General features: G+C 69.3%; 14 protein-coding genes. 3 read left to right on the top strand and 11 right to left on the bottom strand.

Annotated elements, in window-relative coordinates:
• Positions 1-247: 247 nt before the first annotated feature.
• The 5 genes from AC07NG_RS21590 to AC07NG_RS21570 form a co-directional block, all read right to left on the bottom strand.
• Positions 248-574 (bottom strand): putative quinol monooxygenase, encoded by a 327-nt coding sequence (locus AC07NG_RS21590; protein ID WP_494596281.1) that lies wholly within the window; start codon positions 572-574, stop codon positions 248-250.
• A complete protein-coding gene (locus AC07NG_RS21585) occupies positions 571-1,509 on the bottom strand; it encodes an NAD-dependent epimerase/dehydratase family protein (protein WP_494596279.1) in 939 nt (312 codons plus the stop codon). Before AC07NG_RS21585 ends, AC07NG_RS21590 begins: the two co-directional genes overlap by 4 nt.
• Before the next feature lie 7 nt (positions 1,510-1,516).
• Positions 1,517-2,533 carry an SMP-30/gluconolactonase/LRE family protein gene (locus AC07NG_RS21580; RefSeq protein ID WP_494596277.1) on the bottom strand — a complete coding sequence of 339 codons (1,017 nt, stop codon included), beginning with the start codon at positions 2,531-2,533 and terminating at the stop codon, positions 1,517-1,519.
• Between the two features lie 107 nt (positions 2,534-2,640).
• Positions 2,641-3,597 (bottom strand): LysR family transcriptional regulator, encoded by a 957-nt coding sequence (locus AC07NG_RS21575; protein ID WP_494596275.1) that lies wholly within the window; start codon positions 3,595-3,597, stop codon positions 2,641-2,643.
• Positions 3,597-3,755: a hypothetical protein gene (locus AC07NG_RS21570; protein WP_158285873.1), complete on the bottom strand. Its 159-nt coding sequence runs from the start codon at positions 3,753-3,755 to the stop codon at positions 3,597-3,599. The genes AC07NG_RS21575 and AC07NG_RS21570 overlap by 1 nt, the downstream gene beginning before the upstream one ends.
• A gap of 239 nt (positions 3,756-3,994) precedes the next feature.
• Between AC07NG_RS21570 and AC07NG_RS21565 the strand changes: the two genes are divergently transcribed.
• Both AC07NG_RS21565 and AC07NG_RS21560 read left to right on the top strand, forming a co-directional pair.
• On the top strand, positions 3,995-5,530 hold the full coding sequence (locus AC07NG_RS21565; RefSeq protein ID WP_494596274.1) for a hypothetical protein: 1,536 nt from the start codon (positions 3,995-3,997) through the stop codon (positions 5,528-5,530).
• A gap of 219 nt (positions 5,531-5,749) precedes the next feature.
• Positions 5,750-7,969 carry a TonB-dependent receptor gene (locus tag AC07NG_RS21560; protein WP_494596272.1) on the top strand — a complete coding sequence of 740 codons (2,220 nt, stop codon included), beginning with the start codon at positions 5,750-5,752 and terminating at the stop codon, positions 7,967-7,969.
• Between the two features lie 44 nt (positions 7,970-8,013).
• Here AC07NG_RS21560 and AC07NG_RS21555 read toward each other — a convergent pair whose 3' ends face one another.
• The 5 genes from AC07NG_RS21555 to AC07NG_RS21535 all read right to left on the bottom strand — a co-directional run bounded on the left by AC07NG_RS21555 (position 8,014) and on the right by AC07NG_RS21535 (position 15,014).
• Positions 8,014-9,348, bottom strand: coding sequence for an LLM class flavin-dependent oxidoreductase (locus AC07NG_RS21555; protein ID WP_494596271.1), 1,335 nt, complete (start codon positions 9,346-9,348; stop codon positions 8,014-8,016).
• Between the two features lie 86 nt (positions 9,349-9,434).
• Positions 9,435-10,331, bottom strand: a complete 897-nt coding sequence (locus AC07NG_RS21550) for a TauD/TfdA dioxygenase family protein (protein WP_494596269.1) — start codon at positions 10,329-10,331, stop codon at positions 9,435-9,437.
• A gap of 371 nt (positions 10,332-10,702) precedes the next feature.
• Complete coding sequence (locus AC07NG_RS21545) at positions 10,703-11,380, bottom strand: peroxiredoxin-like family protein (protein WP_494596267.1); 678 nt, start codon at positions 11,378-11,380, stop codon at positions 10,703-10,705.
• Between the two features lie 28 nt (positions 11,381-11,408).
• Complete coding sequence (locus AC07NG_RS21540; RefSeq protein WP_494596265.1) at positions 11,409-12,362, bottom strand: ABC transporter substrate-binding protein; 954 nt, start codon at positions 12,360-12,362, stop codon at positions 11,409-11,411.
• Positions 12,363-12,374: 12 nt separating this feature from the next.
• Positions 12,375-15,014, bottom strand: coding sequence for a TonB-dependent receptor plug domain-containing protein (locus AC07NG_RS21535; RefSeq protein ID WP_494596264.1), 2,640 nt, complete (start codon positions 15,012-15,014; stop codon positions 12,375-12,377).
• A gap of 405 nt (positions 15,015-15,419) precedes the next feature.
• Here AC07NG_RS21535 and AC07NG_RS21530 point away from each other — a divergent pair, with 405 nt between their 5' ends.
• Entirely contained in the window at positions 15,420-16,769 is a 1,350-nt protein-coding gene (locus AC07NG_RS21530; RefSeq protein WP_494596262.1) for an FAD/NAD(P)-binding protein, read from the top strand.
• A 68-nt stretch (positions 16,770-16,837) separates the two neighbouring features.
• Here the strand turns inward: AC07NG_RS21530 and AC07NG_RS21525 are convergent, their stop codons facing one another.
• A complete protein-coding gene (locus AC07NG_RS21525) occupies positions 16,838-17,149 on the bottom strand; it encodes a hypothetical protein (RefSeq protein ID WP_487291392.1) in 312 nt (103 codons plus the stop codon).
• Positions 17,150-17,182: the final 33 nt, after the last annotated feature.

Genomic DNA, 17,182 nt, shown 5'->3' with positions numbered 1-17,182 from the left:
GCCGACAGCTCGCGCACCGCCGCATCGCCCCGCGCCGCCACGTCGGCGAGGATCCCCTCCACCGTCTCGCGCACCGCGCGGTCCGCCGCCGCCACAACGCCCGCGTCCGCACCGCTCTTCAACCACTTCGCCATGGCGTGTTCCTCGTCCTAGTTCTCTTGGTCGGCCAAGCCGTTGACGATGCTGGTAGGACCCGCCGGAGCCGGCGGCAAAACGTCTTTATCGTGGACAGGTATCGCCCCCGCCGTCAGCCGCCGAAGACCCCATCGACACCGGCGTTTCCCGCCGCGGCGTCGAGCGGCGCCAGGGCGGTCACCGTGATCGGCCAGGCCAGCAGCGGGACGATGTCGCGCCGGTAATCGGCGAAATAGCCGGCCGCCCGATGGGCCTCCAGCGCGGCCTGATCGTCATAGACCTCGTGCAGCAGGAAGCCGGCCTCGGTGCGGAAGAGGTCGTAGCGGCGGCAACCGGGCTCGGCCCGGGTGAAGCCGACCATGCGCCGCAGCACCGTCTCGACTTGCGCCTCCTGGCCGGGCAGCGGCGCGAAGGCCGCCTGGATCGCAACGAGGCTCATGGCGCGCCGATCCCGCGCAGGGCGGCGGCGACGAAGGCCTCGGTCGAGCCGTCGTGGGCGAAGCCGGCGGCCTGAGCGGCGGCGGCGGTCAGCGGCGGCAGGCGGCCGAACTGGGCTTCCAGGGGCGCGTCGGGAACATAGGTCACCAGCCCCGGATCGGCCCCGGTGCGGGCGACGATGGCGTCGACCATCTCGCCGAAGACCAGGCGCAGGGCCGGCAGGGTCACCGCCCGGGTGGTCGGCATCACCGCGCCGTCCAGGCCGGCGGCGTGGACGAGGTTGGCCGCGCAGCGCTCGACCGACATCGCCCAGATCGTCGCCTCGCGCGACACCGGAACCGTGAACGGCTTGCCGGCGGCCAGGGCGTGGAACACCTCGCTCATGAAAGCCGACTTCATGCCGCTGGGGCCGAGGGGTCGGGCGAGGATCCCCGGCAGGCGCACGCTGACGGCGTCGAGCGCGCCGCGCCGGGTCAGGTCGGCCAGGGCGATCTCGACCATCAGCTTGTGGGCGCCGTAGGTCATGGCCGGCGACAGCGGGGTGTCGTCGTCGACCTGGTCGGGCAAGGGCGCGCCGAACACGGCGATAGTGCTGGTGAAGACCACCCGGGGGACGTTGCCGTGCGCCGCCACGGCCTCGATCAGGTCGAGGGTGGCGTCGAGATTGATCCGCCGCGACAGGGCCGGGTCCTGCTCGGCCGTGCCGCCCATGACCCCGGCCAGGTGGAAGAGGACGTCCGCCCCCTGCCCTGTCGCCCGGGCGCGGATGGACGGATCGGCAAGGTCGCCCTCGACCAGTTCGGCGTTCGGGCCGGCGAGGCCGGGCGGCAGCCGCGCGTCGAGCAGGACGAGGCGGTCGAAGCGGCCGTGGGCCCGCAGCTGCCTGACGAGTTCCTGGCCGACGAAGCCGCCGGCCCCGGTGATGATCGCTTTCATGCCGCCCTCACCAGTAGATCAGCGGCTGGCCCGCGACCGGGCTGCGGAAAAACGGGATGGTCGAGCCGCGCAGGGAGCCCAGATAGACCGTCTTCAGGTCGTGGCCACCGAAGGTCAGGCTGGCCATCCAGGGCGCCAGGGTCCCGGTCGCGCCGGCCATCAGTTCGGGCGTCACCCGCCCCTCCTCCCAGGCCTTGTCGAGCGCCGCCGTGCCAACCGGATCGCCGTCGTCGAGCAAGGTGACGAGATCGCCCTCCGGCGTGATGGCGATCAGGCGATCGGCCATGATCAGGGTGCTCCAGAGATTGCCGTAGGCGTCGAAGGCGACGCCGTCGCAGAAGCCGCCGACATTGCTGGGGCCGAAGGTCTCGCGATGGCTCAGTTCGCCGTCGGCCTCGACCTTGAAGCGGGTGATCTTGCGGGCCGTGGTCTCGGCGACATAAAGCCACTCCTCCTTCGGGTCGAAGCGCAGCTCGTTGGTCCCGCACAGGCCGTCGGCGACGATGCGCACGCCACGCTCGTCGATCAGGGCGATATAGCCGTCGGTGCTCATGGTCTCGACGTGACGGGTCCAGGGCACCATCTGGGTCGTCACGGTCAGCCACAGCCGACCCTTGCTGTCGCGGGTGACGAAGTTGGCCTTGCCCAGCGGCCGGCCCTCGATGTTGTCGAGGATGACGCTGCTCTTGCCGTCTCGGGTCATCCGCTCCAGGCGGTCGGTTCCGAAGTTGGCGATCAGGAAATCGCCGTTCGCATCGAAGGTCAGGCCGTTGGGCAGCGAGCCCTGGGTGTTGACGAACCGCTCCTCGAACGAGCCGCCGCCCAGCTCCTCGGGCTGCGCCTGGGAGACGATGGTCTGGGCGCCGTCGGGATCGATGCGCACCACCCCGCCGCGGGCGTCGGCCGACCACAGGGTCCCGTCGCGTTCGGCCAGGATGCATTCGGGCCGTTGCAGGTCCTTGCCGACGAAGCCGATGGCGGCGCGATCGACGCGCCAGTCGCGAAGGGGGTTGTCGGGACGCAAGGCGAACTCCTGAAGCTTGGGCGCAAGGCCGCGGACGGCGCGAGCATAGGCGCGCCGTTGCGGACGGCTCGGCGTTTGTGTGGATAGGTCCTATCGGCGCGGCGCGCTCAGGCGCCGGCGATCTCGTCCTCGGGTAGCGCCAAGGCCGGACGCTCCAGCGACGGATGGCCGGCGTAGCGCTTGAGCTGCTCGATCAGCCAGCGCAGGGCCAGGTCCTGGCTGCTGGAACGGTGCCACTGGATCGACTGGCGGATCGGCGGGATGTCGACCGGCGACTCGTGGATCACCAGCGGCAGGTGCTTGGCGGCCTGTTCGGCGAGGCGCCGCTGCACCGTGGCGATGCGGTTGGTGCCGACCACCAGGCCCGGCACGGCCGTGAACGACGGCGCGACGATCTCGATCCGGCGACGCACCTGCTGGGTCTGGAGGAAGTATTCCTCGAAGGCCGGCAGGCGGGCCTTGCCGAACTGCACCGACACGTGGCCGAGACCGAAGTAGAGCGTGCGGTCGAGCTTTTCCTTGATCTCGGTGTTTCCGCTCCAGGCGACGACCACGTAGTCGTCCTCGAAGAACCGACTCTTGGGATGGTTCTCGCTCAGCGCGTGATCGAGGGTGATCAGCAGATCGATCTCGCGACGCTCCAGGTGCTCGCCCGGCCGGTCATCGAGCTGGACGAGCTCGACGGTGATGTCCGGCGCCTGCTGCGAGATCGCCTGCAGAGCGCCCGACAGCATCACCGCCAGGGCGTAGTCCGAGGCCGTGACGGTGAACTTGCGGTCGGAGGTGGCCGGATCGAAGCTCGGCTTGGTGGTGATGGTCGACTTGATCTGCAGCAGCACGCCGCGCACCGGTTCGGCCAGGGCCTCGCCGCGCGGGGTCAGCACCATCTTGCGGCCGGTGTTGACCAGCAGTTCGTCGCCGAAGAAGTCGCGAAGACGCCCCAGCGCGCCGCTCATCGCCGACTGGGACAGGCACAGGCGCTCGGCGGCGGCCGAGACGTTGCGCTCGTCCAGCAGGGCGTCCAGGGCCACGAGAAGGTTGAGGTCGAGCCGCTCGAAACGCATCAGGCCGCCTCGTCTTCGCTGGCTTCGGGACTGAAGCGCACCGGCACGAACCAGTGGTCGTAGGCGATCGGATAGATCATCGCGGATACGGACGCTGTGTCCGTCGCGGGAACGGGCGCGGCCAGCATGGCCAGGGCGCGCCAGATGAACTGCGCCATATGATGTTCCTCCCTAGGCCGGTCTGTCGCCAGCTTTGGTATCGACGCTATCGATACCCCCTCCATCGCCCAAATCGAAAGAACGGATTTCAGCTATCGGCGCGACCGATAGCCTTTGCCGCGCCGTAACATCGATCAGCCGCGCGGCGGCGAGCTATCGGCCAAATGGCTTTGCCGGCGCCCACGCCCTTCGCGCAGGTTCGCTCCAGCCTGACAACGACAAGAGGGGAAACAACAGGATGGCTTCCGCTTCGCTGCGCCGCGTTCCGCGCGCTCTGACCCATATCCTGCTGGCCGGGGCGGCCCTGCTGGCGATCTCGACAGCGCCCGTCGCGGCGCTGGCGAGGGTCGACGCGCCGCCCGCCGCGCAGCTGACCGCCGACGACTACCGACTGCTGCATCCGGGGGTCTATACCGACCGCGAGGCTCCGCTGGTCGCCAAGTACTTCGCCGACAACCAGGCCCTGAAGGATCGCGGCCCTATCGACGTCAAGGCGCTGGTCGCCGGAACCCTGCCCAAGGACACCCCGGGCCTGGGTCCCGTGATCAAGGTCACCGAGGACTGGGTCCGCTACAACGCAAAGAAGTACGACCCCGACAGCGCGCTGCGCAACGACGCGGCCTATGCGCGCTCGCTGGGCTACGAGGACATCCTGGCCTATCCGACCTTCGGCGCGCACGACGACAGCTACATGGCGCCGTGGCCGCCCGGCGCGCGCGACAAGCTGCTGGTCAGCGAGCTGAACCACAGCGTCACCAACCTGGCCCCGATCTATCCGGGCGACACGCTGTATCTCGTGATGAACGAGCGGACGGTGCTGGACCTGACGCCGCCGCAAGGCTCGATCACCCGCAACATCGTCATCCAGACCAAGGGCGAGGTCTTCAACCAGAAGGGCGTCAAGGTCAGCGACGTGATCTTCCGCGTCACCGAGAACGTGAAGGTGGCCAAGCCGGGCAAGGAGCCGAAGGACCGCTCGTTCCCGGTGATCTGGCAGGCCCCCGACTGGTTCAGGCGGCCGGCCCACGTCTACACCGACCAGGACTGGGCGTTCATCAAGGACGTCTGGTCCAAGGAGACCCGTCGCGGCGCCGAGCCGCTCTACTGGGACGACGTCAAGGTGGGCGACAAGCCGGCCTGGACGCTGGACGGGCCGATCGAGGTCTCGGTCGCGCCGATCCCGCCGTGGGGCATGGGCGCGGGCGGCAGCCGCACCCTCAAGCGCGAGATCATGGATCCCAAGCTGGCCAAGGGCCTGATCCGGGGCGAGAAGGACGGCATCTGGCGCCTGCAGAGCCGCGCCGACTACGTGCCCGTCCCGCCGCCCAGCCCGGTGATCCCCGGCGCCCCAACGCTGGACGGCGGCATCGACACCACCAACATCCACAAGGAAGGCGCCAAGCGCGCGCCGCTGGTCAACTATCTGGGCCGGGACCTGGCCATCCGCCACCTGACCAACTGGGCCGGCGACCGGGCGTGGCTGGAGAACATCCGCTGGACCATCATGGACCCGCGCGGCATGGCCGATGTCGGCGACCCCGTCCCCTCCGACCCGCTGGCCGAGCACTTCCTAGACCGCGTGCCGTCGATGAAGGGCCGTTACGTCAACACCCACGGCCTGACCCAGGACGTGGCGATCGTGAAGTCGGAAGTGGTCGGCAAGTACGTCAAGGACGGCAAGCCGATGGTCGACCTCGTCTGGTGGGTCGAGACCATCGACGGCTACATCTTCGAGGAAGGCATGGCGACCTACCGGCTGGCCCTGAAGCCCTGATCGCTTTTTCAGGCATGACGACTGGCGGCGGCGGTCCCAGACGGGGCCGCCGCCGTCTTCGTTTGGCCCCGCCGATAGCAGGTATTCTCCCTACGGCTTTCACAGAACGCCGTGCGTCGAGTTAGCGTCGCCGCAAGCTCGCCATGCCGCCCCTCGGGCGAACTGGAACGAAGCCCAAGGAGCGCCGGATCGACGGCGCCATCGGGAGGAACAATCGAAATGCGACCCTGCACCGGCCAGGGGCGAGCGCTGCTGCTCGCCTCGACGACCGCCCTCGCCCTCATGTCGGCCAGTCCGCTGATGGCCCAGACCGCCAAGCCATCCGCCGCCGACGACCAGCCCGTCCAGCTGGACGACATCATCGTCACGGCCGAGCGCTCGGAGGTGGCTATCCAGGACGCACCGCTGGCGGTCTCGGCCATCGGCGCGGCGGACCTGCAAAAGCGCCAGATCAACAGTATCGAGGCCCTGGCCTCGTCGATCCCCAACGTCAGTTTCGGCCGAGCAGTCGGCATCGCCCGCATCGCCATCCGGGGCGTGGGCCTGGACACCACCACGCCGGGCAGCGAGGGGCGCGTCGCCTATCACCTGGACGGGGTCTATCTCAGCCGTCCGACCATCGCGCTGGGCACCTTCTTCGACGTGGCGCGGGTGGAGGTGGTGCGCGGGCCGCAGGGCACGCTCTATGGCCGCAACGCCACCGGCGGGGCGGTGAACGTCATCACCCAGGATCCGGAGAAGGACTTCGGCGGCTACGCCCGCGTGGCGCTGGGCAACTACAATCTGGTGCGGGCCGAGGGCGCGGTCAGCGCGCCGCTGAGCGAAGCCGTCAGCCTGAGGCTGGCCGTGCAGAAGGTCGATCGCGACGGCTACGGCCGCAACATCCACACCGGCAACGATGTCGACGACGAGCACACCGCCGCCGCGCGGGTGAAGCTGCTGATCGAGCCCAACGACGACTTCAGGAACGTCGCCTCGCTCGACTACTACACGGCCGACGACGCCAACTATCACTACCACTACCTGGCCCAGGGCAATCCGACCCTGGCTCCCCTCGCCTTCCGCCTAGGCGGGACCACCGCGCCCAACGCCCGCGACACCAACAACGACACCGACACCCACAACCGCCGCAAGGTCTGGGGCTTCGGCAACCAGCTGGACTGGACGCTGGGCCCGGCGACCCTGTCGTCGGTGACCGGCTATCGCGAGAGCAAGACCCAGTTCCTCAGCGACGCCGACAACACCACCCTGCTGCTGGCCAACCTCTATAACCGCGAGATCTCCAGCCAGCTGAGCCAGGAGCTGCGGCTGTCGGGCAAGGGCGAGCGGTTCGACTGGCTGGTCGGGGCCTACTACTTCTCCGAAGACATCAACGGGGTGAACGGCTTCTCGCCGATGTCGCGGGCGCTGGTCGGCGGGGCGATGACGCCGGCGATCGGCGCGGCCTTCGGCGGCCTGCAGAAGACGACGTCCTACGCCGCCTTCGGCCAGGCGACCTGGCGGGCGACCGACAAGCTGTCGCTGATCGTCGGCCTGCGCTGGAGCAAGGACAGGAAGGCCCTGGACGAATATTCGGTGGTCAATCTGGCCACCGACTATCCTGGCCTGCCGCCCAACCAGTTCCCGACCCCGACCAAGCTGCAACGCAATTCGTGGTCGTCGCTGACGCCGCGGGTGACGCTGGAATACGCCTTCACCCCGGACGTGAAGGCCTATGCGACCTATGCCGAGGGCTTCAAGGGCGGCGGCTATTCGGTGGGAAGCGTCGCCAGCCCCTACCAGCCGGAGAAGCTCAAGGACTATGAGGCGGGGCTGAAGGCCGAGTGGTTCGACCGCCGCCTGCGCACCAACCTGTCGGCCTTCTTCTACGACTACAGCAACCTGCAGGTTCAGAAGGTGCTGGCCACCGGCACCTTCTTCGAGAACGCCGCCAAGGCCGAGATCCGCGGGATCGAGCTGGAGTCGAGCCTGCTGGCGACGCAGAACCTGCGCATCGACCTGAACGGCGCGCTGCTGCACTCGGAGTACACGCAGTTCCAGACCTCGGACCCGTCGCGCAGCTATCTCGGCGTGCTGAACCTGGCGGGCAACCGCATCGCCCAGGCCCCGCCCTATTCGGCCACCCTGGCGGTGCAGTACGGCCTGCCGACGGGCTTCGGCGACTGGACCTTCCGGGCGGAGTCGATCTGGGTCGGCAAGGTCTATTTCAACCAGTTCAACCGTGACGTCCTCTCACAGGACGCCCAAAACAAGCTGAACGCCTTCGTCACCTGGGCCCGGCCGGCCGGCGACTGGACGGTGACGGCCTACGGCCGCAACCTTACCGACGAGACCCTGATCGCCACGGCCGTGACCAGCAATCCGCTGCTGACCACGCCGGTGCTGGGCACCTTCGAGCCGCCGCGCACCTTCGGCGTCGAGATCGGCTACCGCTTCTGACGGTCTGCCGGGAGGGGCGGATGTCCCTCCCGGCGTTCGTGTCGTTATTCGGCGGCGGCGAGGGTCGCGGCGTAGCGGTTGGCGGGAACGTCGATCCCCAGGCTCTCGCGGAAGGTCGTCCCTTCGTAGTCGGTGCGGAACAGGCCGCGCGCCTGGAGGATCGGCACCACCAGTTCGACGAAGGCCTCCAGCTGGCCCGGCAGGCTCTCGAACAGCACGAAGCCGTCGGAGGCGCGGCCTTCGAACCAGGCCTGCAGGCTGTCGGCGACCTGTTCGGGCGCGCCGACGAAGTGGCCGCGCGGCGTGGCGAAGCGCAGGGCCGTCTCGCGCAGGGTGAGGTTGTCGGCCTTCACGGCGGCGACGATGCGGGTGACCGAGCTCTGGTTGGAATTGGCCCCGAACTCGGCGGCCTCCAGCGGGAACGGGCCGTCGGGATCGTGCTGGCTGAAATCGTACTCGTTGAACGGCCGGGCCAGCATGGAGAGCGCGTTGTCGAGCGAAACCAGTTCGGTCAGCTCCTTGTAGAGCGCCTCGGCCTCCTCCGCCGTCTTGCCGACCACCGGACGGGCGGCGGGCAGGACGTGCAGTTGGTCCGGATCGCGGCCGTAGCCGGCGGCGCGGGCCTTGATGTCCTTGTAGTAGGCCTGGGCGGCGTCGAGGTCCTCGTGCGAGACGAAGATGGCGTCGGCGCGCTTGGCGGCGAAGGCCTTGCCGTCCTCCGAGGCGCCGGCCTGGAAGATCACCGGCTGGCCCTGGGGCGAGCGGCTGATGTTCAGCGGCCCCTTCACCGAGAAGAACTCGCCCTTGTGGTCGAGGGTATGGAGCTTCTTGGGATCGAAGAACTCGCCGCCGGCCTTGTCGAAGGTCAGGGCGTCGTCCTCCCAGCTGTCCCAGAGGCCCTGGACGACGTCGAGATACTCGCCGGCCAGGCGGTAGCGGACGTCGTGGGCGTAGTGCTTCTCGCGGCTGTAGTTGGCGGCGCTGCCTTCGAGCCAGGAGGTGACGACGTTCCAGCCGGCGCGGCCCCCGCTGATGTGGTCGAGCGAGGAGAACTGGCGGGCGACATTGAACGGCTCACTGTAGCTGACCGTCAGGGTGCCCACGAGGCCGATGTTGTCGGTGGCGCCGGCCAGGGCCGACAGGATGGTCAGCGGCTCGAAGCGGTTGAGGTAGTGCGGGCTGGACTTCTCGGTGATGTAGACGCTGTCGGCGACGAACAGGAAGTCGAACTTGCCGGCCTCGGCGACCTGGGCCTGACGCTTGTAGAACGAAAAGTCGGTGCTGGCGCCGGGATGGGCGTCCGGGTGGCGCCAGTCGCCCCAGCCGGGACCGACCCCGTGCAGGATGAAGCCGAGCTTGAGTTGACGGGGCTGGGACATCGGGGCCGTTCCGTTGGCTGAAAGTGACGGAACCTGCTTACGAAGCCCCCTGCCCGCGATCCAACGAGATGGTCTCAAGCCCCTGATCAGGCTTGGAAATATGGAACGTCGCCCTTGATCGTCACCCGCTCGACGACGCGCTCCACCGGCCAGTAGTCGAGCACCGCGTAGTGCTGGGTGGCGCGGTTGTCCCAAAAGACGATGGCGTTCGGGCTCCAGCGGAAGCGGACCTGGTATTCGGGCGACTTCACGCGGTCGAGCAGTTCGGCCAGCAGGGCGGCGGCCTCGTCCTCGGGCAGGCCGAGGATCCGCGTCGTGAAGACCTTGTTGACGAAGAGATGCGCCTGCCCGGTCTCGGGATGGGTGCGCACCACCGGATGGGTTTGGGGCGGATAGGCCGCGCGCAGTTCCTGCCGCTTGGCCTCGTCGATGCGGTAGCCGTAGCTCTGCAGGATGTCGTGCTCGGCCTGCAGGCCCGCCAGCCTGTCCTTCAGCGGCTGGGGCAGGTCGGCGTAGATGGCGGCGGTGTCGGCGAACAGGGTGTCGCCGCCCGACGGCGGCAGGGTGCGGGCGCGCAGGACCCCGCCCATCGACGGCGCGGGACGGAAGGTGACGTCGGTGTGCCACTTGTTGGCCGCCCGCACGATCGGGACGATGGCCTCGCGCAGCTTCATGCCGTCGGCCGCCTCGATGTGCAGGATCTCGGGAAAGCCCGGCACGTGGGCGGTGACCGGATGGCCCTCCAGGTCGCCGAAATAGCGGCCAAAGCGAACGTGGTCCTCGTGGCTGATGTCCTGGTCGCGGAAGAACACCACCTTGTGGCGCAGCAGGGCCGCGCGGATCGCCGCGACGATCTCGGGCTCCAGGGGCTGGGTCAGGTCGAGCCCGGAGATCTCGGCGCCCAGCACCGGCCCGGCGGGGGTGACCGTGAGGCCGGCATAGTCTGGCGCATCGCCCGCTGAGATCGGGGTCAAGGCGTTCATGGCGTCCTCCCACGGACATCGCCGCTTCGAGAACGACGTTATCCTACTGTAGACATGGGAATTGGCGGGGCTCAAGTGCGAGCGAGTCCTTCTCCCCTTGCGGGAGAAGGTGGCGGCCGAAGGCCGACGGATGAGGGGTCTCTCAGACATCTGACGCTGCCGCCCGGTCTAACCGCTGCACGCGGCTTTCAGTTTTGAGAGACCCCTCACCCGACCTGCTTCGCAGGCCACCCTCTCCCGCAAGGGGAGAGGGATCAGTTGTTCCGCTTTCGCGGGGATTTTGCGGGAGGAAGGCCGGCGCTGCGGAAGCTGAAAACGGCCCCCCTCCGGCCCTTTGGGCCACCTCCCCCAGAGGGGGAGGATCTTTAGCCTCACACCACCGCCGGAGCCGGGGTCAGGGCGCGGACGGCGGCGATGATGGGGTCGGCTTCGGTGCGGGCCAGCCAGTCGGGGCTGACGTCGGCGAAGCGGACGACGCCGGCGCGGTCGACGACCACCACGGCCGGCTGCGGCAGCTCCCAGGCGCCCGTGCCGGTGACGTCGCCTATGAAGGTTCCCTTGGCGCGCTGGGCGTCCTGGCTGGCCTGGTCGGCGGTGTAGAGGATCCCAAACCGGCGGCCGAGTTCGTTGCCGAGGTCGGCGGCGACCTTGTAGCCGAGGCCATGGCGCGTGCGGATTTCGACGAGGCGCTCGGGAACCTGCGGGCTGACGGCGACCAGGGTCGCGCCGATCGCCTTCAGGGCCGGGGCCAGGGTCTCTTCATAGTAGGGCAAGGCGATGTTGCAGGCCGGGCAGCCGGCGAAGCGGAAGAAAATCAGCACCGCCGGTCCCTTGGCGGTCAGGCCTTCCAGGGTCAGGTCGCCGCCCTCGACGTCCTTCAGGACGAAGGGGGCGACCTTGTCGCCGACCTTGACCCAGGCGTCGGGGTCGGCCGCCTCGACCAGCCGGGCGCGCTGGTCGATGTTGATCTTCAGCGCGGCCGGCTCCCAGGTGCGGACGCGTTCGGCATGCAGAGCGGCCAGGCGCTCGCGCAGGGTCTGATGGCTCATGAAATCCTCCCTTTGTGGTGTGTGGGGCTCATCCGGCGACCGTTCCATTGAACGAGCGGTCGAAGGCGGCGGCCGGATCGAGGGTCGAGGTGATCGCCCCGGCGCCGCGGAAGTGGTCGAGCACGGCCCGGGCCTCGGCCACCGAGCCGTCGTCGATCGGCACGGGGGCGAAGCGGTAGTAGCGGACGGTGTACTGGGCCACGTCCAGCGACAGGCCCGTCTCCTTGGACAGCACGGCGGCGAAGGCGTCGGGATTGTCGATCGCCCAGCGTCGCGCCCTGGCCAGGCGGCGCAGGAAGTCGTCGATCTGCGGCCGCTTGGTCTCGATCGCCTTGAGGCTGGCGGCCTCGTAGCCCGCGCCGAGCAGGATCCCCTGGCCGTCGACCAGGATCCGGGCGCTGTCGTGCAGGCGGGCCAGGGCGACGTAGGAGCCCCAGGTCACCCAGGCGTCGATCGAGCCGGCGGTGAAGGCGGCCTTGGCGTCGCCCGGGCTGAGGAAGACCAGCGAGATGTCGGACGGCTTCAGGCCGGCCTGCTCGACCACCCGCAGCAGCAGGTAGTGGCCGATGGAGCCGCGCCCCGTGGCGATCTTCTTACCCTTCAGGTCGGAGGGCGCGCGGATCGGCGAGTCCTTGGGGACCAGGATGGCGGTCGCCCCGCCGCCGCTGCGGGCGGCCTGGACGGCCTTGATCTTGGCCCCGCTGGCGTAGGCGAACAGGAACGGCGCGTCGCCGGCCTCGCCCAGGTCCACTGCCCCCGCGCCCAAGGCCTCGAGCAGGGGCTGGGCGGCGGGGAACTCGCTCCATTCGATCTTGTACGGCACGCCTTCGAGCGCGCCCGAGGCGATCAGCACGGCCTTGGTGCCGCCGCGCTGGCTGCCGACCTTGAGCGGCGCGGCCGCATCGCCCTTGCCGCAGGCCGCCAGCCCCGACGAGAGACCGACGATCGCGCCGAGGCCGATGATGAGTTGGCGTCTTTGCATCGCGCCCTCCCCTTAGAAACGCTGGGTCAGGCGGACGTAGTAGTAGCCGCCGGTGATGCCGAAGGGCGAGAAGATGCCGAACTGCAGCGTGCCCTGGTCGGCGTTGACGATGCCGATCTTGTCGGGGTGCTGGTCGAACAGATTGTTGGCCCCGATGGCGATGTTGGTGGTCGGCCGCACATCCCAGGCGATGTCGAGGTCGGCGACCCATTTGGGGCTGTAGGTGCGGTCGAGGCTCGCCGAGGTGCCGGCCTCGGTATACTCGCCGTAGCGGGTGGTCCGCAGGCTGGCGCTCACCGTCTGGCGGCTCCAGACCGCGCCCAGCACGATCTTCTCGCGCGGCGTGCCGCGGGTCAGGTCCGAGATCTTCTGGCGGTCGAACAGCACCAGGCTGGGGTTGACCGCCTTGAGGATGGCCGGGGTCTCGATGACGTCGCGGACCTTGGTCTTGTTGAAGGCGTAGGCGGCGTTGAGGTTCAGCTTGCCGACCGAGCCCAGGTCGAGGCCGTACTCGGCCACGAAGTCGACGCCCGTCGTCCGGGTCGAGACGGCGTTGGTGTAGTAGGTCGCCGTCAGGCCCTGCGGGAAGCGGGCCAGCAGGCCGACCAGCGCCGACTGCGACTGCAGCTGGGTCACCGACAGGTCGAGGTTGCTGGTGTCGACGATGCGGTCGTCGATGTCGATCTGGTAGGCGTCCAGCGTCAGGCGCAGGCGGGCCAGGGGCTCGGCGGTGATCCCGAAGCTGTAGTTGGTCGAGGTCTCGGGCTTCAGCGGCGTCGCGCCCAGGGCCTTGGCCTCGGCGCTGTCGGTGCGCAGCACCTTGGTCGGATAGGTCAGGTATTCGCCGGGCGTGCAGACGCCGCCGCGGAAGGTGTTGTTGGGCGCGGCTGGGCACAGGCTGCCGGAGATGGTCGAGGTGGCGAAGATGCTCTGGCCCAGCGACGGGGCGCGGAAGCCGTTGCTGACCGTGGCGCGCAGGGCGTAGCCGGGCAGGAACTCCCAGCGGGTGGTCAGCTTGCCGCTGGTCGTCTCGCCGACATCGCCGGTGTAGCGCTCGTGGCGGAGCGCGGCGCCGACGTACCAGTTTTCCGTCAGATCGGTCCCGAGGTCGGCGTAGACGGCGTAGGCGTGGCGCGAGGTCGAGCCGGCGTCTTCCGGCGCGGTGCCGGCGTAGGACGACAGGCCCGGGTTAGGGCGCAGGCCGGCGAAGGGCTGGCCGGCGGGGATGACGTAGTCGCCGACGATGTAGGAGGCCTCGTCGCCGGCCTCGATCAGGAAGTGCTCGTAGCGGTGCTCAAGGCCCCACGACACCTGCAGCGGATGCGGCAGGATCCCCGCGAACTCCCGCGTGACGTCGAGGTTGTTGGTCCACTGCTGGAACTGGTGGGTCGACAGGTGGAAATAGGTCGGGCTGTCGGGGCCGAGGGTGGCGTTGAGCGTGTTCTCGCCGTCGAGCTGGGCGTGGTCCTGGGCGAAGGTGGTCGAGGCGTCCCACGACCAGCCGGCCTTTTCGCCGCGCGCGCCGAAGCTGGTCTGCCAGTCGAGCTCGAAGATCCGCCGCAGGGCGTTGAAGCCGTTGGGATAGACCTCGGGCAGCGAGTTGCGGTTCAGCGGACGGCCAGCGGTGACGCCGGTGACCGGGGCCAGGTTGGGCAGGAAGCTGCCGGTGACCTTCTTCGACGCGCGGTGGCTGACCGTGCCGCTGGAATAGAGCGTCAGGTCGCGCCAGGGCAGTTCGGCGTTGTAGGCCGTGGCGATGATGTCTTCCTCGCCCGGGCCGTAGCTGGCGCCCCAGTAGTAGCGGTCGGCGGTGGCGTCGCGGGCGTCGGGGGTGACGGTGGTCACGCCGCCCGTGGTGGTGACGGTGGGCTGGTAGAGGTACTGGGCGCGGGACGGCACGGCGCGCGAGGCGGCCTCGTTGTTCTTCCAGTTGATCGCCAGCTGCAGGAAACCGCCGTCCTCGCCCAGCGGGCGGGCCCAGGTCAGGCTGGCGGCGCGGGTGTCGCCGTCGCCCAGATAGTTCTGGCCGCCGGTGTAGGAGAACTCGCCGCCTTCGGTCCCCTTCTTGAGGATGATGTTGACGACCCCGGCGATGGCGTCCGAGCCGTACTGGGCCGAGGCGCCGTCGCGCAGCACCTCGATGCGCTCGATGGCGCTGGCGGGGATCAGATCGAGGTCGACCGGCACGCCGCCGCGACCAACGCGGGCCAGGTTGTTGATCAGCGAGGTGGTGTGGCGGCGCTTGCCGTTGACCAGGAACAGGGCCTGGTCGCCGTTGAGGCCGCGCAGGGTGATGGCCCGCACCGTCCACGAGGTGCCGCCGCCGTTGACGCCCGGCAGGTTGAACGACGGTATCAGGGTGTTGAGCACCTCCTTCAGGCCGACCTTGCCGGTGGCGGTGAGCTGCTCGGACGAGATGACGTCGATCGGTGCGGGGCTGTCGGCGACGGTGCGGCGCACGCCGCGCACGCCGGTGACGACGACGCCGTCCACGGAATCGACCGCGGCGTCGGGCGCGTCGACCGTAGGAATGGGTTCGGCGGCCAGGGCCGCGCCCGAGGCGCAGGCCAGCAGCAGGCCGGCGAAGGCAGAGCGTGTGACGGTCTTGGAAACCGGGGTCTGGGAAACCAGGATCTGGGAAACACGAGTCAAAAAGCTATCCCCCGCGCGGTGATCCGCGTCGTTGCATGGTCTTGAAGAGAAGAAGGTCGTGGGCGGTCCGGCGGACGTCAGGCGAGGACCGGGCCGACGGACGGGCGGCGCTGGTCGAGGACGACGCTCATGGGGAACCTCCATCTCGCCGACACGAGGCGGTCGGCGGAGGCGAACATGGCGAGCGCGCCCAAACCCGGCGAACGAGTATTTCTCCGAAAGAATTCAGAGATTTATATATCGCGATACGCAATAATCGGCATTTGCGGAACACATAGTCGCCGGGGTTGTCGCGATGTTTCAGCGGCGCCGGACGAAACCATCAGCGGGGCTCGACAGCGCCCTTGCGCGACGCTTGAGGATCGCCGAAACAAAACTCCATCAATCTTGTAGAGTTTTATCCCGATGACATCGCGTCCCGTGATCGCCGTGGTCGGCGCCGGCTTCAGCGGCGTCATGACCGCCCTGCACCTGTTGCGGGACGGCGCGGGCGCGCGGGTCGTCCTGCTGGAGCGGCGCAGCCCCGTGGGCCTGGGCGCGGCCTACGCCACGCATAATCCCAGCCATCGGCTGAACGTGCGGGCCGGCAACATGAGCGCCTGGCCGGACCGGCCGGGCGACTTCACCGCCTGGCTGCGCGGCCAGGGGCTGGAGGTCGGGGCCGGCGACTTCGCCACGCGCGGCGACTACGGCCGCTATCTGCAGGGCCTGCTGGCCGACGCGGTCGCCGGGCCGGAAGCCGCGGGCCGGCTGATCGTCGCGCCCGACGAGGTGGTCGGACTGGAGCCGGGCGGCGACGGCTGGCGACTGACGACGGCCATGGGCCGGCCGATCCTGGCCAACGCCGTGGTCCTGGCCCTGGGCAATCCGCCGCCCTGCCGGCCGTCCGGCGTCGACGAGGCCCTGGCCGCCTCGAGCGCCTATGTCGCCGATCCCTGGCGCTGGGATCCGAAGGCCCTGCCGCAGGGGCCGGTGCTGCTGCTCGGCACGGGCCTGACCATGATCGACGTGGCGCTGAGCCTGGAAGACGCCATGCCCGGCCGTTCGATCATCGCCCTGTCACGACGGGGCCTGACGCCGCGCGAGCACGAGGGCGAGCCGCCCGAACATCCGCCACTGCCGCCCTCCCCCGACCTCAGCCCGCACGCGGCCCTGGAATGGCTGAAGCGGACGGCGGCCGTGCACGGCTGGCGGACGGCGGTCGACGCCCTGCGGCCGGCGACGCAGGACTTGTGGCGCGGCTGGAGCGTGGCGCGCAAGCAGGCCTTCCTGCGCCACGCGCGGCCGTTCTGGGACGTGCACCGCCATCGTCTGTCGCCCGAGGTGGCGTCCCGGGTGGCCAATCTGCGCCAGTCCCGCCGCCTGAAGGTCGCCGCCGGCAAGATCGTGCGCCTGGCCGAGCGAGCCGACGGCCGCGTCGAAGGCGCCTGGCGGCCGCGCGGCGAGATGGACGCCCAGCCGTTCGTCGTCAGCGCGGTGATCAACGCCACCGGCCCGACCGGCGACGTGACCCGTTCGCGCGATCCGCTGGTCCTCGACCTGATCCGTCGGGGCCTGGCGCGTCCCGATCCGATGCGGCTGGGTCTCGACGTCGACGCCGACAACCGCCTGCTCGACGTTTCGGGCGCGGCGGCGGCCAGCCTGTTCGCGGTCGGCCCGGTGACGCGCGGCGCCTGGTGGGAGATCAACGCCGTGCCCGACATCCGCAGCCAGGCGGCGCAGGTCGCGACGGCGGTGCTGGCGGCGACGCGCTGAGCCCAAATACGAAAAACCCCCGCCGGCGGACCGACGGGGGTGTTTTCACGCTTCGAGCGGTAAGACGCTTACGCGCCGCCCGGGAAGCGGAACGGAACCTTCACGGTGCCGGTCTTGGCGCCCATCGGCAGCTTCTCGGCGATGCACATGGCCGCCTTGTCGAAGCCCTTGCCGGCCGCGCTGTTGTCGACGACCTTGCAGCCCGAGAGCTTGCCGGCGTCGGCGGTGCACTCGAGCATCACCTGAGCGGCGTCCTTGGTGTTGGCGAATTGCTGCAGGCAACGGCCCATCTGGTCTTCGAAACCACCGGCGGCCGAAGCAGCCGAAGCGACGAAGAAGCTGCCGGCCATAGCCGCTGCGAAAGCGATCGAGAATTTCATAGCCGCCCATCCCTCCTGGCGAAAACTTGATGG

The sequence above is a fragment of the Caulobacter sp. GW821-FHT10C03 genome, from assembly GCF_059415485.1.
The sequence above is the reverse complement of the archived record's forward strand: the minus strand, read 5'-3'. Positions and strand labels throughout refer to the sequence as shown.